The following is a 20,522-nucleotide window of genomic DNA, read 5'->3' on the forward strand; positions in this document are numbered from 1 at the left end:
CTCCGTTCTTTGGCGACGGAGTCCTTTTACTCTATGCCTGTTTTGAACGATTTGCCCGGTGCGAATGCCGTTGTATTGACCTCTATCAGTGGCTTTGCGGCATTTCGCCGCGTGCCAGGCGCTGGTTGATATCGGCGATCACCGCCGGCAGGTCGGTGATGGTGTCGATCAGGTAATGCGGGCGCGAGCCTTCGAACATCGCTTCGATGCGCGTGCGTTCGCTGGCCAGGGTGGTGGCATCCAGGGCTTGGAACTGGTCATGGGTCAGGCCCAGGGCGTTGCCGGAGCAAGTCAGCGCCACGGTCCACATTCCGGCGCGACGCCCTTCAAGGATGCCGGGCACGGTGTCGTCGACCTTCACGCACGCCGCTACATCGTCAATCCCCAGTGCAATCACGTTGGCCAGGGCCTGGGCTGGCCAAGGGCGGCCGTTGGGCACTTCGTCGGTGGCGACGACATGGTCGGCGACGTAGCCATTGGTGGCAGCCAGGGCGACGACCTTGTCCATTACCTGCTTGGGATAGCCGGAGCAGGAGCCGATCTTGATACCTTGCTTGCGCAGTTGCGCAATGGTGTTGAGGGCGCCAGGAATCAGCGCCGAGTGTTCGGCGATCTTCTCGATCTGCAACGGCATGAAGCGCTGGTAGATCGCGGTGACGTCGTCGTCAGTGGGCGTGCGGCCGAACGCCTTGCGGTAACGCTCGGCAACTTGCGGCTGGTCGCAAAGGGTGCGGATGTGGTCCCACTTGCCCATGCCCATCGGGCCGCGGGCTTCTTCGATGGAGACTTGCACGTCGAACTCGGCAAAAGCCTCGACAAAAATCTGTGTCGGCGCGAAGGAGCCGAAGTCGACCACGGTGCCGGCCCAATCGAGGATCACGGCCTGGAGGGTGTTGGGGTTTTGATAGTTCATGCGGGCGCTCCAATGGATGAAAGGGTGATGCCCATGGCCTGCAAAGCCTGAGCGATGGCACTGACGGCGGCGCCCATGTCGGCGGCGTCGACGTGGCCGATGCAGCCGACGCGGAAGGTCTCCACCTGGGTCAATTTGCCGGGGTACAAGATGAAACCCTTGGCCTTGACCCGTTCGTAGAAGTCCTTGAACTGGTAGTGCGGGTCTTGCGGGGCGTGGAAGGTGACGATGATCGGCGCCTGGATGGCGGCCGGCAGGAAGCTGCGCAGACCAAGCTCGGCCATGCCGTCCAGCAGCGCCTGGCAGTTGTCGGTGTAGCGCTGGTTTCGAGCAGGCAGGCCACCTTCTTCCTGATATTGCAGCAGCGCCTCGTGCAGGGCGGCGACCACGTGGGTCGGCGGGGTGAAGCGCCATTGGCCGGTCTTGACCATGTAGGTGTGCTGGTCGAACAGGTCCATCGCCAGGGAATGGCAGTTGCCTTGGGCAGCGGCCAGCGCCTGCTTCTCGGCGAAGACAAAGCCCATGCCGGGCACGCCTTCCAGGCATTTGCCCGAGGCGGCGATCAGGGCTTCGAACGGCACCTCGCGAGCATCGATGGGCAATGCGCCGAAGGAACTCATGGCGTCGATGATCAGGCGTTTGCCGTGGTTTTTGACGACCTGGGCGATCTCCGGTAACGGATTGAGAATGCCCGTGCTGGTTTCGCAGTGGATCAAGGCGACGTGGGTGATGCCCTTGTCGGCTTGGAGCAAACGGTCCACATCGGCGGCAGTGGTGGGCTCATCTTCAGCGGTTTCAAAGGTGCTGAAGTCGCGGCCCAGCACTTCGCAGATCTTCGCCAGGCGCTTGCCGTAGGCGCCGTTGATCAGTACCAGTACCTTGCCGTTGCGTGGAACCAGGGTGCCGATGGCCGCTTCCACGGCAAAGGTGCCGCTGCCTTGCAAAGGCACGCAGTGATGGCTGTCCGCGCCGTGGAGGATCGCCAGCAGTCGGGTGCAGGCGCTGGCGGTGAGTTGGTTGAAACGGTCATCCCATGAACCCCAGTCCACCATCATTGCCTGACGGGTGCGGCTGGATGTGGTCAGGGGGCCTGGGGTCAGCAGGATCGGCGCGGCAGTGGTCATCTCAAGTCCTCGCAAGGCATCGGGGTGTGAAGCTACGGGGCCTAAATTGCAGTTTGGCTTGTTATCAATCAAATTGTTTGTTGTTATGCGAGCTATCAGTGAGGCCGATAACCATGAACCTGTTTCAATTACGCGCATTCGATGCGGTCGCCCGCGAAGGCAGCTTTACCCGAGCTGCTGCGCGGCTGTTTATCAGCCAGCCGGCGGTGACCGGGCATATCAAGGCGCTGGAGGAGTACTACCAGATTCCACTGTTGCGTCGTACGGCACGGCGGGTGGAATTGACCGAGGAGGGCGCACGCCTGGCGGCGATCACCCGGGCGATCTTCGGCCTGGTGGACGAAGCGCAGGCGCTGTTGGAGGCCAATCGGCAGTTGCTCACCGGTCGCCTGGAAGTGGCGGCGGACGGTCCGCACCTGGTGATGCCGATGATCGCCAGCCTGCGTGCGCGCTACCCCGGCATTACGGTCAACCTGCGCCTGGGCAATGCCCAGGAAACCCTGGCGGCCTTGCTGTCCGAGCATGCGGATGTGGCGGTGCTCACTGAAGTGGAGCCGCGCAATGGCCTGCACCTGCAACCCTTGAGCGAGTCGCGTATTTGCGCACTGGTGCCGGCCAGTCACCCGTGGGCGATGCTGCCCGAGGGGATTCGCCTGGCGCAATTGCACGAGGTGATCATGGTGCTGCGTGAGCCCAGCTCCATCACCCGGCGCACCTTCGACGACGCCTGCCTGGCTGGCGCTGTGCAGCCCAAGGTGTTGCTGGAGCTGGACAGCCGTGAAGCGGTGACCGAAGCCGTCGCCGCCGAGTTGGGCGTGGGGGTGGTGTCGTCGATGGAGGTCAGCCAGGACCCACGGGTGCGGGCGGTGCCGATCCAGGGCGACGGGCTGCTGAACCGGCACATGCTCGGCTGCATGGAGCGGCGTCGGTCGTTGCGCTTGATTCAGGCGTTCTTCGAGTTGGCGCCGGGCTGAAGGCTGTCGCGCACGATGTCCAGGAACGTCGCGACGATCCGGCGTGAACTCTGTTCCTTCAGGCACACCAGGGTTTCCTTCATGCGCTGGGTGCAATCACGGATCGGCATGGCGTACACCCGTGAGTCGCGCCGAATTCCGCCGCCGAGACCACGCCTACGCCAATCCCTACCACCACCGCTTCACGGGCGGCTTCGCGGCCTTCCACCTGGATCGCCGGGCGAATCCGCAGCCCGGCCTGGCTCATTTCCCGTTCAAGGGTCTGACGGGTGACCGAGCCGATTTCCCGCAATACCAACGGCGTGTCATCCAGATCGGCCAGGCAGATCGACTCGCGCCCGGCCCACGGGTGGTTGCGCGACACAAATGCCAGCAGTTGGCCGTCGGGCAGCGGCAGGGACAGCAACCGTTCATCGTCGACATCCCGCCCGAGCAGCGCCAGGTCGGCCTGGTAGCTGTACAGGCGAAGCAGCGACTCATCGGTGTTGCCGGTCTCGATCTTCACGGTGATGCCGGGGTACAGCTGACAGAAACGCGCAATCTGCGGCAGCAGGTGCACGGGGGCGTCCACCGCCAGGGTCAGGCTCCCGGTTTGCAGGGCGCGTGAGTCTTGCAGCAGCTCCTCGGCTTCGGCTTCGATCACGAACAGGCGCTGGGTGATGCCCAGCAAGCGCTCGCCCAAGTCGGTCAGGCGCACTGAGCGTTTGTTGCGATGAAACAACAGCACACCAAAGCGTTCTTCGAGCTTGCGCACCTGGTCGGAAATGGCCGGCTGCGTGAGGAACAGCCGTTCGGCCGCCTGGGTAAAGCTGCCGTGTACGGCCACGGCATGGAAGGCTTTGAGCTGGGCGTGGGAAACCGACATGGCAGATCCTCTTACAAGCTGAGCTTATATTTGAAATACGATAAATCGATTTTACCTATTAGTCAGCCATTGCTTTGATACCCCTCAGCCGCCGTAGGTTGAGTCCTACAACTTCCGCGGTCATGGAGGCTGGCCAACAGCATCCATCTGACCAATACCGCGCCGTCTCAGGCCGCTATTGCAGTGCTCAACAATAAAAAAACAGGCGTTTTCCTTCGATTCTGCCGGCACACTCACACCTGAGGTCAGAACCACCATGAATATCCCTATGGGTAGCATCAAGCGTTGGCGCGTGCAGATTTTCGCCATCACCTGGCTGGCGTACGCAGCGTTCTATTTCACTCGCAAAGCGTTTTCCGTGGCGAAGCTGGGGATTGGCGACGACCCGAGCTTTCATCTCGACAAAATGACCATGGCCAACCTCGATGGCCTGTACCTGGCGGCGTACGCGTGGGGCAGTTCACCTGGGGCATGCTGGCGGACCGCTTCGGGCCACGGGTGGTGGTGCTGGGCGGCTTGCTGATTTCCGCCGCAGCGGCGTTGGTGATGGGCTCTTTCGCCACGTTGCCGATTTTTGTGACCTGCATGTTGATCCAGGGGCTGGCGCAGTCCACTGGTTGGTCGGGGCTGTGCAAGAACCTGGGCAGTTTCTTCCCGGCGCAGCAGCGCGGACGGGTGCTGGGGTTGTGGAGTTCGTGTTATGCGTTCGGTGGTTTGGTGGCGTCGCCCTTTGCCGGGTGGTGGGCCTACACGCTGATCGGCAGTTGGCATGCGGCGTTTATTTCCAGTGCGGCGGTGGTTGCGGTGGTCGCGGTGCTGTTCTTTATCTTTCAGCGCAACACGCCGCAGGATGTAGGCTTGCCGCCGGTTGAGCCTGAGCCGGTACTGAGCGCCGAAGAGGCCGCCGCCGAAAAGCGCATCAGTGTGCTGGAGCCACTGCGGGCGATTTTGCGTAACCGCACGGTGCTGACCCTGGGGCTGGCGTACTTCCTGTTGAAGCCGGCGCGTTACGCCATCCTGCTGTGGGGGCCGGTCATCGTGTATGAGCAGATGCCGTCGGTGGGCAAAGTGGGGGCGGCCATCGTGCCCACCGCGTTCGAGTTGGCCGGTTTGCTGGGGCCGGTGCTGATCGGCCTGGCGTCCGACAAACTGTTCGGCGCCCGGCGCATGCCGGCCTGCGTGCTCAGCCTGTTGGCGCTGACGGTGGCACTGGCCTTGTTCATGGGCGCGCTGCACACCGGCAGTGTGGTGCTGGTGATGGCGCTGCTGTTTGTCATGGGCCTGACGTTGTACGGGCCGGACTCGATGATCAGCAGCACGGCGGCCATCGACTTCGGCACGCCAAGGCCGGCGCCACTGCGGCAGGCTTCGTCAACGGCTGTGGTTCAGTGGGCGCGATCCTCGGCGGATTGCTGCCGGGCTACTTCGATACCGTGACGGTGTTTATCGTATTTGCCGGCGCCGCACTGTTTTCCTCACTGGTACTGATGCCCTACTGGAACGCCAGGCCTGCGGTGCTGGCCCAGGTCGGGGATTTCGTGCCGGACCGCAACGTGGCGATCACCCCTTTGCGTAGCTGAAGGACATGGCCGGTTTTTTGGTGGAACGATGCGTTCTCGCGCTATAAACTCTGCCCCCAAAGCGCCGGCCAGTAGACGTCTCGGCGCTATGGATATCAGAGAGTGAGTCATGGGCGCACAGTGGAAAGTCAAACATAAAGAAGCGGCATCCAATGCCAAGGGCAAGATCTTCGGCAAGCTGGTGAAAGAAATCACCATTGCCGCCCGCAACGGCGCCGATACCGCGACCAACGCTCACTTGCGTCTGGTGGTGGAGCAGGCCAAGAAGGCCTCGATGCCCAAGGAAACCCTGGACCGCGCGATCAAGAAGGGCGCCGGTCTGCTCGGTGAAACCGTGCAATATCACCGCGTAACCTACGAAGGGTTCGCCCCGCACCAGGTCCCGTTGATCGTCGAGTGCGTGACCGACAACATCAACCGCACCGTGGCGGAAATCCGCGTGGCGTTCCGCAAGGGCCAACTGGGGGCTTCGGGCTCGGTAGCCTGGGACTTCAACCATGTCGGCCTGATCGAAGCCTCCCCGGATACCCCTGACGCCGATCCGGAAATGGCCGCGATTGAAGCCGGTGCCCAGGACTTTGAAGACGGCGAAGAAGAGGGCACCACCCTGTTCATCACCGAAACCACCGACCTGGACGCGGTACAGAAAGCGTTGCCGGAGCAGGGTTTCACCGTGTTGTCGGCCAAGCTGGGCTACATCGCAAAAAACCCGGTCAGCGGGTTGACCGATGAGCAGATGGCTGAGGTCGAGGCTTTCCTGGAAGGCCTGGACAACCATGACGACGTGCAGGACATGTTTGTCGGTCTGGCCGGCTGATACCTGACAGAACAAACGCGGTCAGAATGTGGGAGCGGGCTTGCTCGCGAATGCGCAGTGTCAGTTGATAGAGGTTTGACTGATACACCGCATTCGCGAGCAAGCCCGCTCCCACTTTGGTTTAGTGGCGTTGGATAGAATCCAGTACGGTTTCGATTTCGTCGAACCCCGGCCGCGCCAATACATCCGGCTGACAGCATCGTCGCTGCAGTGCCAGCAAGGTTTCGTCACGGGTCTCTACCCGCTCCAACAACTCCCCCAGCAACACCCCGAACGCCCGCACTTCAATTCGCTGCAACGCCCGTGTCTCCGAGGTATCCGCCATGGCATGGAACGACGCCGCGCCAAAGTCCCCGAGCAGGCAATCGCCCGCTGCATTCCACAGGATATTGTGGCCATACAGGTCGCCATGGGTGATGCCGTGCCGGTGCAAATGCGCGGCCACCGAGGCGATGCCCCGTGCCATGCGCAAGACCACATCGGCACTGAAACGAGCGGTTGGTTCGTAGATGTCGCGGGTGCACGACGCCAGGCTCGGCAGGGCGGCGAGGTTGCGGTAGCTGGGGTCGATCAGGTCCATCACCAGGGCGGCCTGGTCATCCGGGTGGCCGACCACGCGGCCCTCGATCCTGATCAGGTTGGGGTGCAGGCCGGCGGCAATGCAGGCCTGCATTTCGTGCAGCGGCGAGCCGTCGCTGGTGATGGTGCCTTTGTAGAGTTTGACGGCAACCGGCTTGGCGTGTGCTTTCCACAGGGCCTTGCGGATCACCCCCGAAGCGCCTTCGCCCAGCACTTCGCCCAATTCCAGCGCTGTCCACGCAATATCCGGTGTTGTGTCGTCTGCCACCACCTCCACGGCCATTTCCACCGGGTTACCGGCATAGGCCAGCCAGGTCAGGCTTGGCAGGGCTAACAGCCATTGCGGCAGGCGGGTCAAGCAGTTGGACGCGATGCGAAGCAATTCGAGGTTGTGACAGTTGGCCAGGCTTTCCGGCAGGGCTGCGAGCTGGTTGCCGGCCAGCATCAGTTTTTGCAGCAGTGGACGCTCGCCCAACGCATCAGGCAATTGGCTGATGCGGTTGTCGGTGAGGATCAGCCAGCGCAGCAGCGGCGGCAGGGCGGTGGCAGGGACGTGGCTGATCTGATTGGCCTTGAAGCCGACCATGCTCAACTTTGCGCATTGGCCCAGGCATTCCGGCAGTTCGGTAAAGGCGTTGTCCGAGCAGAACAGTACACGTAGGTGTTGCAGGCGGTGCAGGTCGTCGGGCAAGCGGCTCAGGGCGTTACCGCTGAGGTTGAGAATTTCCAGGGAGTCGGCCAGCCCGAAGATTTCCTCGGGGAATTCGGTGAGCCCGCAGGACAGGTCCAGGCGCGTAATGCCGGCCAATTGGCCGGCCTTGAGTTGGGCGAGGGTATTCATAAACGGCGCGGTCACTCGGCAAAGGGGCGTAAATGGCGCTCATGATACCGGGTCGTGGAGGGGTTGCGGGCTGGCTTGTTGCAGTTGGTTCAGGCGGCTGGCGGTGCGCGCCAGGTCGATGGCCTGGCCGCTCATCGCCTGCTCCAGGGTGTGTTCGCCGATCAGGATCAGGTGCTTGTCCTTGTCGTAGAGCACGTCCACCAGGTTGATAAACCGTTGCTGCACGGCGATCGGGCATTCGGCCAGTTGCGGCAGGCCGTCGATGATCCAGTGATCGAAATCCTCGCACAGCAGCAGGTAGTCCATCACGGCTGTCAGCTGTTCACAGAGGTCGCTGAAGGTGAAGGCGACGGTGCGGGCGTGATGCTGGCGGCAGATGAGTTGTCGGTTGCCCACTGTAAGGTGCTGCGCCGGGCCATCGGTGGCAGGCAGGCCGAGCGCCGCCCGCTGGGCCGATGTGCCCGGCCACACGTACCGACCGGTGGTAAAACGCTGCACGGCATGGGCCTGGGGCAGGCTGCGAAAATCCTGGGGCGAGCTGACTTCCAGCACTTCCATGCGCGTGGCGATCAAGTCGATCACCGGCTTGAACCGCTCGTGGTACAGCGGGTTGGGCAACAGCTCTTCTGGCGCATAGTTGGAGGTGACGAGCACCAGCACGCCGCGTTCGAACAGCGCTTTGAACAGCCGCGTGATCAGCATCGCATCGCCGATATCGTGGACATGGAACTCGTCGAAACACAGCACGCGACAGCTATCGAGCAGTTCATCCAGGGTCACGGCCAGCGCATCGTCGGCCTGCTGGTGGGTAAACATGCCCCGATGCAGGCGGGCAAAAAACTCATGAAAGTGCACGCGCCGCTTCTGGGCGATGGGCAGCGCCTGGAAAAAACCGTCCAGCAGCCAGCTTTTGCCGCGACCTACGGGGCCGTGCAGGTACAGGCTGCGGGTGGGTTGGCCGGCGAGCAGGTGCCGGGTTGCGCGAGCCATGGCGGCGATTGCCTGGGCCTGGCCGGCGCTGAGGGTGTAGCCCTGTTGCCGGGCTTTGTTGTCAAAGAACGTCTGGATGGGCGAGTCGTCGTGGCCGTCGGTGGGTTTACCGAGCAAACGACGGATCAAGGCAAGCACGGCCAATGGAAGTCACTCTGTGTGTCGAGGTCGCTTACTTTAGGGCGCTCGCCGCGATTTGACCAATGCAGAAGGGCGCGGCCGGCTATCTCGAAAAGGCATGGAATGCAGGAAATCCTGTCCAGACTGGCAGATTCTCCCTCAGTGACTACCCTTCTACAAAGCAGTCACCCCTGTATAAGGATTTGGGGCAGTGAAGGGACGAGCAGTATTGACAGTGATGGGCGCGATGCTCTGCGGCACGGTTTACGGAGCGCAACTGCAAGTGGTGGTGCGCATCGACGTGCAGCGCGGCTGCCAGTTGGTGGGCACGCCCGCAGCGCTGGCATTGAGCAACTGGGCGTATTGGATTTCGGCAGCGGCCCGCGTCTGGATGACCCGGCCGGGCCCTTGAGTGCGGCGCTGATCAGCCAGCGCCAGCCGCGCCTGGAATGCAACCCCGACACCCCCTACCAGATGCGCGTCGATGGCGGCCTGAACGGCGGCGCCGGCGAAGTGCGTTACCTGAGCACGGGCATCCCCTCCGGCAAACCCATTCCTTATCGCATTTACGCCGACGCCGCACGGCGCGTGCCCTTGCCGGTGAATGTGCCGCTCAGTGGTCGTGTGCCGGACTCCGGTTCCGTCGACTTGCCGCTGTATGGCCGGATCGAACCGCTAAAAGACATCCCGGCGGTCGGTCGTTACACCGACCTGCTCAAGGTCACGGTCACATGGTGAGCCGGGGCTGGACCCTGGTGGCCATGGGTGGCTTGTTGCTGCTTGCCGAAGATGCCTACGCGGCGGTGGCCAGCGGGTTTATCCAGGCGCGCATGGTGATCACCGCCAGTTGCGAAGTGAGCAAGGGTAATGAAACCGCCCCGGTCAGCCCGACGGGCGGCACGGCCATGCTGGACTTCGGCAGTCAGGGGCCGACGTGGAGCAACCCCTTGGGGGCGGGTATTTCGGACGGCAGTAATGCGCCGCTGACAGTCTCGTGCAACCCGACGGTCGCCAGTTTCACCGTAACCATCGACGGCGGCAGCAACGCCGTCGGCACCACCCGGCGCCTGAGCAACGGCCGCCAGACCATCCCTTATCAATTGATGGCCGACCCGCTGGGGCGCATCCCGTACACCATCGGCCAGCAACGCAGTTTTGTAGCCACCAACGGCACGCAAATGACCATCCCGGTGTGGGGCGCCGTGGTGGCCAATACCACGGCCCTCCCGGCAGGAACCTATACCGACACATTGACCGTGACACTGGATTGGTAAATCAAAAGGATGACAATCATGCATGCACTTGTATCTCGACTCGGCGTTTGCGCACTGGGTCTGGCGATGGCCTCCAGCCTGAATGCGGCCACCACGGTGACCGGCCAGATCACCTCCAGCCTGACACTGATTGCCAGTTGCCAGGTCAACGGTTCCGGAGCGGCCACCGGCCTCAACTTCGGTAGCCTGAACTTCGGTACCACCAACAGCCTGTTCACCAATGCCGACGCCCAATTGCTCGGCGGCACCGGCACCGGGGGCGCGCTGTCGATCCTGTGCTCCAGTGGCACCACGCCAGCGGTGAAGGTGCGTGCCGGTGCGAATGATGGTGCGTCTGACGGGGGCACCCGTGCGCTGGCCGACGGCGCGGGCAACTTCGTGCCGTACGACTTCTACACCGACAGCGGCCACTCGGCGCTGCTGGCGATTGACGGCGTGATCACCCTCGCCACCAGCACCGGCGTGGCGCAAACCGTGAACCTCTATGGGCGGGCGGTGGGCAAGGCCGGGCTGCCGGCGGGCACGTACTCGGACACCGTGGCTGTTGAACTGACGTTCTGATGCGCTGGCTTTGCGCCTTGCTGGCCTGTGGGCTGGCGGTGCCGCTGCCGTTGTCGGCGGTGACCAGCCAGAGCTTTCAGGTGAGCGCGACGATTACGCCGGGCTGTTTGATCGTTGGCGGCAGCGCCAACTACGGCGCATTGAATTACGGCAGTTACTCGGCCCTGGCCACCAGCACCGTGACTGCCGCGCTGACCGGCGGTGTGACCCTGCAATGCACGCCGGGGGTGGCGTTGAGCATGAGCGTCGACGGCGGCCTGCATAACAGCAGCGGGCGCAACTTGCAGCTCAACAGCGGCAGTGCGCGGGTGGCGTACCAGCTGTTTCGGGACGCGGCGTTCAGCCAGAGCCTGGGCGTCAGTCAGAGCGTCAGCGTGACGTACAGCGACGCAAACAACATCAGCCTGCCGATCTATGGGCGGGTGGTATTACCGGGCAATCAGCCTGGGGGGACGTACAGCGACACGTTGCAGGTGCAACTGACGTGGTAGGGCTTATCGGTATAAGGAGTGGTTTTATGCGTTCACCTTCCCGGCGGCTGTGGGCCGCGGGTATGGCCCTGGGGGCGTTGTGCACGGCGGGGTTGGCGCAGGCCGCCAGTTCGGTGCTGATCTGGCCCATCGACCCGGTGCTGGAAGCGGATCAACAGGCCAGCGCGCTGTGGCTGGAGAACCGCGGCACGGAAACCGCGAGCCTGCAGATTCGCGTATTTGCCTGGAGCCAGAGCGGCTTCGACGAGCAGTACCAGAACCAGCGCGATGTGATCGGCAGCCCGCCGGTGGCCAGGATCGAGCCGGGGCAGAAGCAACTGGTGCGCCTGACCCGCACCCGTGAAGTGCCGCCGGGCCAGGAGCTGGCCTATCGCATCATCATTGATGAAATCCCTTCGCCATTGCAGGTGCCCACGCCGCCGGAAGGCAAGAATACGGCGGCGGCGATCCGTTTCCAGATGCGCTACTCGGTACCGTTGTTCGCCTACGGCGCGGGGCTGTGGAGCAAGGAGGACGCCACGCGTCAGCGCGATCCGGCAGGCGCGGGCAAGCCGGACCTGAGCTGGCACAAGGTCACGGTGGCGGGGCGCAACTACATCGAGGTGCGAAACCAGGGCGCGGTGCATGCGCGGCTGACGGACGCGTCGTTCAAACAGAGCGGGCAGGCCCGGCCGCTGGTGGAGGGGTTGCTGGGTTATGTGCTGCCCGGCGCGACCATGCGCTGGCCGGTTCCGGATGCGCTGTCGGCTGATCAGCCATTGCAGGTTCGTGTCAACGGTGCAGCGCAGTTGGAGAGCCTCGCGCCGAAGCGTTGAGGGTGGTGTAGCGGGGCTGGGAAGCTCCGGGTGTTAAGCGGATGGAGATGTCCATTGAAGGACACAACGCCATGGTGAGTCGTGGTCGGGCTCGTCATCTATGGCTGTCGGTGGTGGTCAGCGGGCTGTGGGGCGTGGCAGTGGCGGGCGACCTGCCGCCGCCGCCGAGCAGTATGGAGGCTGTCGCCGATGCACAGCTGTTTCTGGAGTTGGTGGTCAACCAGATGGACACCGGCCGCGTCATTGCCGTCGACCAGCGCGCCGGGCAGTTGTACGTGCCGGCGGGCGCGCTGCAGGACGTGGGCATGAAGCTGCCCGGTGAACTCAGCGGCAGCGTGGCGCTGGACGCAATCCCCGGCCTGCACAGCGACTACGATAGCAACGGCCAGCGCCTGTTGATCGACGTGCCGCCGTCGTGGTTGCAGGAGCAGTTCATCGGCAACCGCAACACCTACCCGCGCACCCAGGCCATGAGCAGCTTTGGCGCCTTGTTCAACTATGACCTGTATTTCAACGACACCGACGAAGGCGGCAGTTACCTCGCGGCCTGGAACGAAGTGCGGCTGTTCGACAACTGGGGCACCTTGTCCAACACCGGGCAGGTCCGCCAGACCCTGGCCGGCGGTATCAACGACAGTACCCTCAACAATGGCTACCGGCGTTACGACACCACTTGGCGCTTCTCTGACGATGAACGGATGCTCACCTATGAAGCGGGTGATGTGATCAGCGGTTCGCTGCCCTGGAGCAGCTCGGTGCGCTTGGGCGGGGTACAGTTTTCCCGCGACTTTGCGGTGCGCCCCGACCTGGTCACTTATCCCTTGCCGCAATTTGCCGGCGAGGCGGCGGTGCCGTCGTCGGTGGATTTGTTCATCAACGGCTACAAATCCGAAAGCGCGCTGCTGCAACCTGGCCCTTACACCCTGACCAACGTCCCATTTATCAACGGCGCGGGTGAAGCCGTGGTGGTCACCACCGATGCCCTGGGTCGCCAGGTGTCGACCACGGTGCCGTTCTACGTCACCAGCACGTTGTTGCAACAAGGCTTGACGGATTTTTCGGTGGCGGCCGGGACGTTGCGCCGCGACTACACCGTGCGGGATTTCTCCTACGGGCCAGGGGTGACCAGTGCGACATTGCGTTACGGTTATTCCGACAACCTGACCCTGGAAAGCCACGTCGAAGCGTCCAGTGACCTGACCCTCGGCGGGCTGGGCGGCAACGTGCGACTGGGCAATTTCGGCGTGCTCAACACGGCCCTCAGCCAGAGCCAGTTCGAAGGCCGCAATGGCCAGCAACTGAGCCTGGGTTATCAGTACAACAGCAGCCATTACAGCCTGTCCTACCAACGGGTCGAACGGCGCGCCGACTACGCCGACCTGACGCTGGTCGACACTCCCTACGCGAGTTTGAGCAAGCGCAGTGAACAGGTGACCTTGAGCCTTAATCTTGAGCGTTTCGGCAGCCTGGGCCTGGGCTATTTCGACGTGCAGGCCGCGGACGACTCGCGCACGCGGCTGCTCAACCTGAGCTGGAGCAAACCGTTATGGCGCAACACCAGTTTCTACCTGTCGGCCAACCGCGAGATCGGCGACAGCAACTGGGCCATGCAGGCGCAACTGGTCATCCCGTTCGACCTCAACGGCAGCCTCGCGTTGAGCACAGAACGCGGCAAGGACGGCACTGGCCGCCAGCGGGTCAACTACAGCAGCGCCGTGCCCAGCCAAGGTGGGTTCGGCTATAACCTGGGCTATGCCCAGGGCGACGCACCCAGCTATCGACAGGCTGACTTGACCTGGCGTTTGCAGTCGGTGCAATTGCAGGCCGGGGTGTATGGCAGCAGCGATGCCGAGACGCGTTGGGCGGATGCCAGCGGTTCGTTGGTGTGGATGGGCGGCGACACGTTTGCCGCCAACCGCATCAATGATGCGTTTGTGGTGGTGAGCACTCAGGGCTTTGCCGGGATTCCGGTGCGTTACGAGAACCAACTGGTGGGCGAGACCGACCGCAACGGGCATTTGCTGGTGCCCTGGAGCAGTGCGTATTACCGGGGCAAGTATGAAATCGACCCACTGAACTTGCCGCTGAATGTACAGAGTCCCAACGTGGAACAACGGGTCTCGGTGCGCCGTGGCGCGGGTTATCTGCTGGAGTTTCCGCTGCGCCGCGTGCTGGCGGCGAGTGTCACGCTGGTGGACAGCCAGCACCAGGAATTGCCCCTGGGCAGCCTGGTGGTGCATGAGCAAAGCGGCCAGCAGGCGGTGGTGGGCTGGGATGGTTTGGTGTACCTGGAAAACCTGTCGGCCCATAACACCTTGCAGGTGACGCTGGGGCAAGGGCGTACTTGCCAGGCGACCTTCGATGTGGACGAGCAACAACAAGGCGTGCCGCTGATCGGGCCGTTGGTGTGCCAGTGAGGGGCAAGGCATGCTTGCTGCTTGGGCTGCTGCTGTCAGGCCCGGCGATGGCGGCGTGCTCGGTGGTCACCAGCGCGCCGGCCAGTTTCGGCTCGATCAGTTCGATGACGGTACGCACGGCCGCACAAACCAGTTCGACCACCAACGCCGGGTTGAGCTGCACATCGGCGCTGATTTCGCTGCTGGTGTCGTCGGACCACTTCTACGCCACCATCACCTCGACCCAGAGCGGCATGGTCGGGCCGACCGGTGACGTGATCGGCTACACAATCTACGGCAACAACAGCAGCAGCTATCCGATCACCCGCGGCACGCAGTTTGATTTTGGTGGCGCCGGGGGGATTGCCCAGGCGTTGGGGCTGATCGCGGGGCCAGGGGCGAAAACCGTGCCGCTGTACCTGAGCAGCATCACCGGCAGCAATGTGGCGGCGGGGCTGTATACCGAGACGTTGAACATTGCCTGGAACTGGAACTATTGCTCGGGCATCGGCATTGGCGGGATCTGCCTGGGGCGTGATATTGGCAATGCCGTCGCGACCCTGACAGTCAGCATGACCGTCACCAACGACTGCCAGATCACCGCGCCCAATATCAGCTTTGGCAGCGCCCCGGTGATCAGTGGGTTCACGGCCGTAACGGGGCAGACGGTCAATATCGCCTGTACCAAAGGCAGTGCCTACACCGTGGGCCTGAGCGATGGCCAGAACCCGCTGAGTGTGGGCGGGCGGCGGCGCATGATCTCGGGCAGCAACTATCTGGCCTACGACATTTTCAAAAGCGCTGGCACCACGCGCTGGGGCAGTGTCGGCGCGGCGCGGCGGGCCAGCTCAACGGCCGAGGTCAACCCCGGTAATGGCTTGGGCACCGGCAGCCAGGTATTCAACTACAACGCCAGAATCTACACCGACCAGACCACGCCACCTGCCGGCACCTACCTCGACAACGTGGTGCTGGACGTGGGCTTCTAGAACGGCTGCATGGGCGGCGGCGGCTGATCCATCGGGCTGACCATCGCATAGTTGTAGCCGCCGCCAGACCAGTATTGCGCCTGCAACCCATCCGCCGAGCGCTGGCCACGGGGCAGGAAACCGTTGTTGGGACCCGGTGGGCGAATGTAGAAACTGATGCGCCGACCGTGCGGGTCTTCGTACAGCACCATGGCGGCGGCGCCTTGCTCGGTGGTGAGCAACCGGCCGCTGACCGGCTTGAAGCCTGACTGGCTCAAGTCCGGCAGGCGATGGGCCTGGTTGAAGTAGCGGTCGAGCCAGGCCTGCATCGTGCCGCTGTCCTGGCCGTTGTAGTCGGCGGGCATGATGCCCTCCTGGGCAAACAGGCGGAACGCTTGCATCGCGTCGGCCATGGGCAACATCGACGCTTGCGTGGCTTCGCGGGCGTGCCAGCCGCCGAGGCCGCCGAGGCTCACGGCAACCAGCAACACCGCCGCCGTGGCGAAGTGACGGCGCGATTGCTGCTTGATGCGCTGGCGGATCAGCGCCGGGTCCAGCGCCGGGTTGGCCGGCTGTTGCAAGGCACCGCTGAGTGACGCGCGCAGCAATTGCGCGTCGTGCTGCCAGGCCTGTACCTGGGCCGCGACCTCAGGGTGGGCCGCCAAATAAGTCTCGAGCAGGCGCCGGTCACTCTCCAGGAGTTGGTGATCGACGTAGGCATGCAGGTCGCGTTCGCTGGGGGGCAGGCTGATCATTTGAGTATCCGCAGGGAAGGGCTGGCAATTTCGCCATCGCTGAGTTGGCGCAAGGCTTGGCGTGCCCGGGACAAGCGCGACATCACGGTGCCTATGGGCACGTCGAGGATGTCGGCGACCTCCTTGTAGCTCAAGCCTTCTATCGACACCCATAACAGCAGGGCACGCTGTTCGGTGTTGAGCTGATCGAAGGCTTGCAGGGTCGACTGAGCGATCACCGTGCGCTCCACCGACGGCTGTGCATCGTCGCGGCCGGTAAAAAATTCCAGCATGCGTGCATAGCGGCGGGTGCGGCGGTGGGCGTCGAGGAACTGCCGGTAGAGGATCGAGAACAGCCACGCACGCAGGTCGCCCTCGATGCGCTTGTCGGCCCAACGGTTGATTGCCCGTTCCAGAGTGGCCTGCACCAGGTCGTCGGCGCTGCTGGCGTTACGGGTCAGGGACACGGCAAAACGCCGCAGCCTGGGGATGAGTTCACGTAACGGTTCGTCGAGTTCATGCATCGGCATTCAAGTCTGGCAGGGTGTGCTGAGGTAGACGCTTGCCCCTGTAGGTTATTCCACTCTTGGAGAAAAGAAACCTGACAGGTGCTGGTAAGAAGATTCTGCATAGTTTGTGAGCCTGTAATCTCGTGTTCGCCCCTCAATCGACACCTGTACTGCCAGAACTGTTTTGGCAGTGAACCTACGAGGGTGTGTCCATGACGTTTTCACCGATCGATAAGCCGTTTCTCCCCCCTCCCGCGCTCGCGCATTTGCCGGCCTTTCAGCAGGTGTTGTTTAAGCAATGGGGAAGCGGCCCGTCAACCCAGGTTGCGTATGGCTGTGTGCACCACGCCATTGAGGTGCAATCGGCGCTGGTGCCGCAAGCCACGGCGGCGGTGTGCGCAGGCCGGCGCATCAGCTATGAACAGCTCAACCGACAAGCCAATCGGTTAGCCGTGCGCTTGATTGAGCAGGGTGTGAAACGCGGTGACACGGTGGCGTTGTTTGTCGAGCGGTCGATTCCGATGCTGGTGGGGTTGTTGGCGGTGTTGAAGGTGGGGGCCGCGTACGTGCCGCAGGACGCCAGAATCGTTCCGACCCTGCAGTTGGCGATGATCCTCGATTCATTGAGCAGCCCCGTGATTCTCACTTTGTCGCACCTGCTGGATGGCATTCCGCAAGAGGCGGTCCATCGCTGTCTGTGCCTGGACGTGTTCCTTGCCGAAGAACCCCAGGTCGCAGAGAACAATGACCGGGTATTTGCCGCTGCCGCCCCTGAAGACCTGTGTTTCGTGTTGTTTACCTCCGGCACGACAGGGCGTCCCAACGGCGTGTGTGTCACGCATCGCAACGTCTGCAATATCTTGCTGACGTCGCCGGGGCGCATGGGCATGGCGCCAGGCCGCAATGTCGGGCAGATCCTCAATATCGGTTTTGATATGGCCGCCTGGGAGATTCTCGGCTGCCTGGCCCAAGGGGCGACTCTGCTGATTCGTGGCAAGGACATCGCCCAGACGGCTGCACAGTGCCATGTGTTGATCGCGACGCCCTCGATACTCTCTACGCTGGATCCCAGGCAGTGTCCCGAACTCGATGTGGTCGCCGTGGCCGGAGAGCCCTGTTCCCATGCGCTTGCCGAACAGTGGGCGGCACACTGCACGTTCTACAACGGCTGCGGCCCGACTGAAACCACCATCATCAATACGCTGCACCGGCATGTACCGGGCGCGTTATTGACCATCGGCCAGCCGACCGCCAATAACACCGTGTATGTGCTTGACGAACAGGGACGTGCCTGTGAGCTGGGCGAAATGGGTGAAATGTGGGCCGGCGGCGCGGGGGTGACGGCTGGTTATCTCAATAACCCGGCGTTGACCTTGGAGCGTTACCACCCGGACCCCTTCCTTGGCGGCGATGCCATGATGTTTCGCACGCGGGACCTGGGGCGCTGGACGACCGACGGGCAACTCGAACATTTGGGGCGAGTGGATGACCAGGTGAAAATTCGCGGTTTTCGGGTGGAACTGGACGCCGTGTCTGCAGCCTTGGAAGCCGCCGACGGTTGTGCGCGGGCGGTCGCGCTGAAGCTCGACGACCGCAGCCTGGTGGCGTTTGTTTCGCCGGCCAGCGCCGACATTGACGCCTGCCGCATCCAATGCGAGCAGCGCCTGGCTTACTACTGCGTGCCGTTGCTGATTTTCGCCGTGGAGCATTTTCCACTGACCGCCAGGGGCAAGATCGACAAGGCGCTATTGCTGCAGCGAGCCCGGAAACGGTGTGAGGCATTGCTGGCGCTCTCGCAAGCGGAGGCCTGCCATGATTGATGCGCTGACCCACACCGTTGTACCGCCCAAACTGTCGCTTTGGCGCCGCTGGTCTGCGTTGCCGTTATTCTCTTATTACAACCGCCTGGTGGCCCTGGTATTGATGGGAAACGCGGTCTATGTGTGGTTGACCCTGCAAGGCATAACGGTTCAGGTGCTGTCGGACATGGTGTTGGTCAATCTTTCGGTTGTCATCTTGATTCGCCAGCAATACGTCATAAATGCGCTGTTCTGGCTGGCGACGCGGATTCCGCGCTCATGGCCGCTGCGCGTGCGGCGCAGCGCGGCCAAGGTGTACCACATTGGTGGGTTGCACAGCGGCGCAGCCCTGGCGGCCACTGGTTGGTTTGCGGCCCTGTTCGGGGTGCAGGTCACGCGTTATTTGCATGAGCCTGGCAGCGTTTCGTCTGCCTGGCTGTGGGTCTGCAGCACGCTGCTGAGCCTGTTGCTGCTGATGGTGATCATGGCTCAACCGGGCATTCGTGGCAGGTTTCACAACGCGTTCGAGCGGGTTCATCGGTTTGCTGGCTGGGGCGCGTTGCTGTTGTTCTGGGGGCTGACGCTATCGGCATCCGTCGAGCACGCATCGAGCCTGCTGCACAGTGGGGCGTTCTGGATGCTGGTGCTGCTGACTCTCAGCATCGCTTTGCCCTGGCTGCGGCTGCGCAAGGTCGCTGTTGAGCACACGCGACCTTCCAGGCATGCGGTCATCACGCGCTTTAAGCACACCACACCGTTCCCGGGCTCGTCCAATGCGATCAGCCGGCATCCGCTGCTGGAGTGGCATGCCTTTGCCAATATCCCCGCACCCGGTGAGGCAGGTTTTCGTCTGATCATTTCCCGGGCAGGGGATTGGACTGGGCGGTATATCGAGGACCTGCCTGAGCATGTATGGGTAAAGGGCATCACGACCGCTGGCGTGGCCAATGTGGAGACCCTGTTCAAGTCTGTGGTGTACATCGCCACCGGCAGTGGCATCGGGCCGGTCATGCCGCATCTGCTCGCCGCGCAGGTGCCTATCCGGTTGATCTGGTCTACCCGTAGCCCGCGTAAAACCTACGGTGACGCGCTGGTCGAAGAAATTCTGCTGGCCCAGCCAGACGCGGTGATCTGGGACACCGATGAGCGCGGCAAACCTGACCTGGTGCAACTGGCCTACGGCGCTGTGCAGCTCTTTGGGGCGGAAGCGGTGATCTGTATTGCCAACCAAGGGTTGACGCAGCGGGTGGTGGCAGAGCTGGAGGCCAGGGATATACCGGCCTATGGCGCTATCTGGGACTCCTGAAACAGCGCTTTGTTAGTCGAGTGATATCGATCTGTGGAGGTGTTTATGCATGTAGTGTTCGAGCGTCATGGGCGGGTGGCTCTGGTCAGGTTGAACCGCCCCGAAGTCAAAAACGCGCTGAGTTCGGCACTGATGACGGAGCTGGTTTCGTGCCTGGCTGCCCTGGATCAAGATCCCCAGGTCGGGTGTTTTGTGATCACTGGGAGTGCGGCGTATTTCGCTGCGGGGGCTGATATCAAGGAGATGAGTGGCAAGTCCTACCTGGACATGCTGAATGAGGACTACTTTGTTGGCTGGGAGGGTTTTGCCCGTTTGCGCACCCCGACGATCGCTGCAGTGTCTGGCTACGCGTTCGGAGGTGGCTGTGAGCTGGCGCTGATGTGCGACATGATTTTCGCTGCCGACACCGCCACCTTTGCCCAGCCGGAAATCAAGCTGGGCGTAATCCCTGGCATGGGGGCGACCCAGCGTTTGACGGGTTTGATCGGCAAGGCCAAGACCATGGACCTGGTGTTGACCGGGCGGCCGATGTCCGCCCAGGAGGCGGAACAGGCAGGGATGGTGTCTCGCATCTACCCGGCGGCGACCTTGCTTGAGCAGACACTGGCGGTCGCCGGGCAGGTTGCCGGGTACTCCCGGTTAGCCACCCGCGCGGCGCGGGAGGCGGTAGCGCAATCCCTGGAGATTGGTTTGCATGACGGTGTGCGCCTGGAGCGTCGGCTGTTTCACGGCTTGTTTGCCACCGCTGATCAACAGGAGGGGATGCGGGCGTTTCTGGACAAGCGGCCAGCATTGTTTAACCAGGCGTAGGAGGGCGCTCGGCCCGGTGCGCGCTCTGCTCTGAAAAAAACTACAGTGAATGGGGA

At 62.8% G+C, this 20,522-nt stretch carries 17 protein-coding genes and 3 pseudogenes; 13 read left to right on the forward strand and 7 right to left on the reverse strand.

Annotated features, from left to right (window positions below; translation table 11 throughout):
- Nucleotides 1–85: 85 nt before the first annotated feature.
- Both phnX and IQK56_RS21930 read right to left on the reverse strand, forming a co-directional pair.
- Nucleotides 86–913, reverse strand: a complete 828-nt coding sequence (gene phnX / locus IQK56_RS21925) for a phosphonoacetaldehyde hydrolase (protein ID WP_193864233.1) — start codon at nt 911–913, stop codon at nt 86–88.
- A complete protein-coding gene (locus IQK56_RS21930; RefSeq protein WP_150676645.1) occupies nt 910–2,037 on the reverse strand; it encodes a 2-aminoethylphosphonate--pyruvate transaminase in 1,128 nt (375 codons plus the stop codon). The genes phnX and IQK56_RS21930 overlap by 4 nt, the downstream gene beginning before the upstream one ends.
- Before the next feature lie 113 nt (nt 2,038–2,150).
- On the opposite strand from IQK56_RS21930, the gene IQK56_RS21935 reads away from it, so the two are divergent.
- Complete coding sequence (locus IQK56_RS21935; RefSeq protein WP_150676644.1) at nt 2,151–3,011, forward strand: LysR substrate-binding domain-containing protein; 861 nt, start codon at nt 2,151–2,153, stop codon at nt 3,009–3,011.
- Here IQK56_RS21935 and IQK56_RS21940 read toward each other — a convergent pair.
- Nucleotides 2,981–3,876, reverse strand: a pseudogene (locus IQK56_RS21940) (LysR substrate-binding domain-containing protein). The gene IQK56_RS21935 and the pseudogene IQK56_RS21940 sit on opposite strands and share 31 nt — an antisense overlap.
- Nucleotides 3,877–4,132: 256 nt before the next feature.
- On the opposite strand from IQK56_RS21940, the pseudogene IQK56_RS21945 reads away from it, so the two are divergent.
- A pseudogene (locus IQK56_RS21945) lies at nt 4,133–5,456 on the forward strand (MFS transporter).
- A gap of 109 nt (nt 5,457–5,565) precedes the next feature.
- Nucleotides 5,566–6,273 (forward strand): YebC/PmpR family DNA-binding transcriptional regulator, encoded by a 708-nt coding sequence (locus IQK56_RS21950; protein ID WP_122306558.1) that lies wholly within the window; start codon nt 5,566–5,568, stop codon nt 6,271–6,273.
- Between the two features lie 121 nt (nt 6,274–6,394).
- On the opposite strand, the gene IQK56_RS21955 is transcribed toward IQK56_RS21950, so the two are convergent.
- Together IQK56_RS21955 and zapE are read right to left on the reverse strand one after the other, a co-directional pair.
- The gene (locus IQK56_RS21955; protein ID WP_193861820.1) at nt 6,395–7,693 is read right to left on the reverse strand and encodes a protein kinase; all 1,299 of its coding nucleotides are present in this window, start codon (nt 7,691–7,693) and stop codon (nt 6,395–6,397) included.
- A 39-nt stretch (nt 7,694–7,732) separates the two neighbouring features.
- Nucleotides 7,733–8,827, reverse strand: a complete 1,095-nt coding sequence (zapE, locus tag IQK56_RS21960; RefSeq protein ID WP_193861821.1) for a cell division protein ZapE — start codon at nt 8,825–8,827, stop codon at nt 7,733–7,735.
- A 214-nt stretch (nt 8,828–9,041) separates the two neighbouring features.
- On the opposite strand from zapE, the pseudogene IQK56_RS21965 reads away from it, so the two are divergent.
- The 7 genes and pseudogenes from IQK56_RS21965 to IQK56_RS21995 all read left to right on the forward strand — a co-directional run bounded on the left by IQK56_RS21965 (nt 9,042) and on the right by IQK56_RS21995 (nt 15,329).
- Nucleotides 9,042–9,541 (forward strand): annotated as a pseudogene (locus IQK56_RS21965) (Csu type fimbrial protein).
- Nucleotides 9,535–10,077: a Csu type fimbrial protein gene (locus IQK56_RS21970; RefSeq protein ID WP_122306561.1), complete on the forward strand. Its 543-nt coding sequence runs from the start codon at nt 9,535–9,537 to the stop codon at nt 10,075–10,077. Before IQK56_RS21965 ends, IQK56_RS21970 begins: the two are co-directional and overlap by 7 nt.
- A gap of 18 nt (nt 10,078–10,095) precedes the next feature.
- Nucleotides 10,096–10,638 (forward strand): Csu type fimbrial protein, encoded by a 543-nt coding sequence (locus IQK56_RS21975; protein WP_122306562.1) that lies wholly within the window; start codon nt 10,096–10,098, stop codon nt 10,636–10,638.
- Nucleotides 10,638–11,129: a Csu type fimbrial protein gene (locus tag IQK56_RS21980; RefSeq protein ID WP_150676641.1), complete on the forward strand. Its 492-nt coding sequence runs from the start codon at nt 10,638–10,640 to the stop codon at nt 11,127–11,129. The genes IQK56_RS21975 and IQK56_RS21980 overlap by 1 nt, the downstream gene beginning before the upstream one ends.
- Nucleotides 11,130–11,155: 26 nt before the next feature.
- The gene (locus IQK56_RS21985; protein ID WP_150676640.1) at nt 11,156–11,944 is read left to right on the forward strand and encodes a fimbrial biogenesis chaperone; all 789 of its coding nucleotides are present in this window, start codon (nt 11,156–11,158) and stop codon (nt 11,942–11,944) included.
- 71 nt (nt 11,945–12,015) lie between these two features.
- On the forward strand, nt 12,016–14,361 hold the full coding sequence (locus tag IQK56_RS21990; protein ID WP_193861822.1) for a fimbria/pilus outer membrane usher protein: 2,346 nt from the start codon (nt 12,016–12,018) through the stop codon (nt 14,359–14,361).
- Between the two features lie 47 nt (nt 14,362–14,408).
- Nucleotides 14,409–15,329 carry a Csu type fimbrial protein gene (locus IQK56_RS21995; RefSeq protein WP_122306591.1) on the forward strand — a complete coding sequence of 307 codons (921 nt, stop codon included), beginning with the start codon at nt 14,409–14,411 and terminating at the stop codon, nt 15,327–15,329.
- On the opposite strand, the gene IQK56_RS22000 is transcribed toward IQK56_RS21995, so the two are convergent.
- Nucleotides 15,326–16,063, reverse strand: coding sequence for an anti-sigma factor family protein (locus IQK56_RS22000; protein ID WP_193861823.1), 738 nt, complete (start codon nt 16,061–16,063; stop codon nt 15,326–15,328). The genes IQK56_RS21995 and IQK56_RS22000 overlap by 4 nt on opposite strands.
- Nucleotides 16,060–16,566: a sigma-70 family RNA polymerase sigma factor gene (locus IQK56_RS22005; protein WP_193861824.1), complete on the reverse strand. Its 507-nt coding sequence runs from the start codon at nt 16,564–16,566 to the stop codon at nt 16,060–16,062. Before IQK56_RS22005 ends, IQK56_RS22000 begins: the two co-directional genes overlap by 4 nt.
- 197 nt (nt 16,567–16,763) lie before the next feature.
- Between IQK56_RS22005 and IQK56_RS22010 the strand changes: the two genes are divergently transcribed.
- From IQK56_RS22010 to IQK56_RS22020, 3 genes are read left to right on the forward strand one after another with little or no spacing between them, the layout of a single operon-like run.
- The gene (locus IQK56_RS22010) at nt 16,764–18,371 is read left to right on the forward strand and encodes an amino acid adenylation domain-containing protein (protein ID WP_193901829.1); all 1,608 of its coding nucleotides are present in this window, start codon (nt 16,764–16,766) and stop codon (nt 18,369–18,371) included.
- The gene (locus IQK56_RS22015) at nt 18,364–19,656 is read left to right on the forward strand and encodes a hypothetical protein (RefSeq protein WP_193861825.1); all 1,293 of its coding nucleotides are present in this window, start codon (nt 18,364–18,366) and stop codon (nt 19,654–19,656) included. Before IQK56_RS22010 ends, IQK56_RS22015 begins: the two co-directional genes overlap by 8 nt.
- 45 nt (nt 19,657–19,701) lie before the next feature.
- Nucleotides 19,702–20,466 (forward strand): enoyl-CoA hydratase-related protein, encoded by a 765-nt coding sequence (locus IQK56_RS22020; protein WP_193861826.1) that lies wholly within the window; start codon nt 19,702–19,704, stop codon nt 20,464–20,466.
- The last annotated feature ends 56 nt before the right edge of the window (nt 20,467–20,522 follow it).

Source organism: Pseudomonas cyclaminis (assembly GCF_015163715.1).
Classification (GTDB): domain Bacteria; phylum Pseudomonadota; class Gammaproteobacteria; order Pseudomonadales; family Pseudomonadaceae; genus Aquipseudomonas; species Aquipseudomonas cyclaminis.

Bases quoted from the DNA above. Each gene is read 5' to 3' on its own strand.
- phnX (WP_193864233.1), bottom strand. From the start codon at position 913: ATGAACTATCAAAACCCCAACACCCTCCAGGCCGTGATCCTCGATTGG.
- IQK56_RS21930 (WP_150676645.1), bottom strand. From the start codon at position 2,037: ATGACCACTGCCGCGCCGATCCTGCTGACCCCAGGCCCCCTGACCACA.
- IQK56_RS21935 (WP_150676644.1), top strand. From the start codon at position 2,151: ATGAACCTGTTTCAATTACGCGCATTCGATGCGGTCGCCCGCGAAGGC.
- IQK56_RS21950 (WP_122306558.1), top strand. From the start codon at position 5,566: ATGGGCGCACAGTGGAAAGTCAAACATAAAGAAGCGGCATCCAATGCC.
- IQK56_RS21955 (WP_193861820.1), bottom strand. From the start codon at position 7,693: ATGAATACCCTCGCCCAACTCAAGGCCGGCCAATTGGCCGGCATTACG.
- IQK56_RS21970 (WP_122306561.1), top strand. From the start codon at position 9,535: ATGGTGAGCCGGGGCTGGACCCTGGTGGCCATGGGTGGCTTGTTGCTG.
- IQK56_RS21975 (WP_122306562.1), top strand. From the start codon at position 10,096: ATGCATGCACTTGTATCTCGACTCGGCGTTTGCGCACTGGGTCTGGCG.
- IQK56_RS21980 (WP_150676641.1), top strand. From the start codon at position 10,638: ATGCGCTGGCTTTGCGCCTTGCTGGCCTGTGGGCTGGCGGTGCCGCTG.
- IQK56_RS21985 (WP_150676640.1), top strand. From the start codon at position 11,156: ATGCGTTCACCTTCCCGGCGGCTGTGGGCCGCGGGTATGGCCCTGGGG.
- IQK56_RS21990 (WP_193861822.1), top strand. From the start codon at position 12,016: ATGGTGAGTCGTGGTCGGGCTCGTCATCTATGGCTGTCGGTGGTGGTC.
- IQK56_RS21995 (WP_122306591.1), top strand. From the start codon at position 14,409: ATGGCGGCGTGCTCGGTGGTCACCAGCGCGCCGGCCAGTTTCGGCTCG.
- IQK56_RS22000 (WP_193861823.1), bottom strand. From the start codon at position 16,063: ATGATCAGCCTGCCCCCCAGCGAACGCGACCTGCATGCCTACGTCGAT.
- IQK56_RS22005 (WP_193861824.1), bottom strand. From the start codon at position 16,566: ATGCATGAACTCGACGAACCGTTACGTGAACTCATCCCCAGGCTGCGG.
- IQK56_RS22010 (WP_193901829.1), top strand. From the start codon at position 16,764: ATGACGTTTTCACCGATCGATAAGCCGTTTCTCCCCCCTCCCGCGCTC.
- IQK56_RS22015 (WP_193861825.1), top strand. From the start codon at position 18,364: ATGATTGATGCGCTGACCCACACCGTTGTACCGCCCAAACTGTCGCTT.
- IQK56_RS22020 (WP_193861826.1), top strand. From the start codon at position 19,702: ATGCATGTAGTGTTCGAGCGTCATGGGCGGGTGGCTCTGGTCAGGTTG.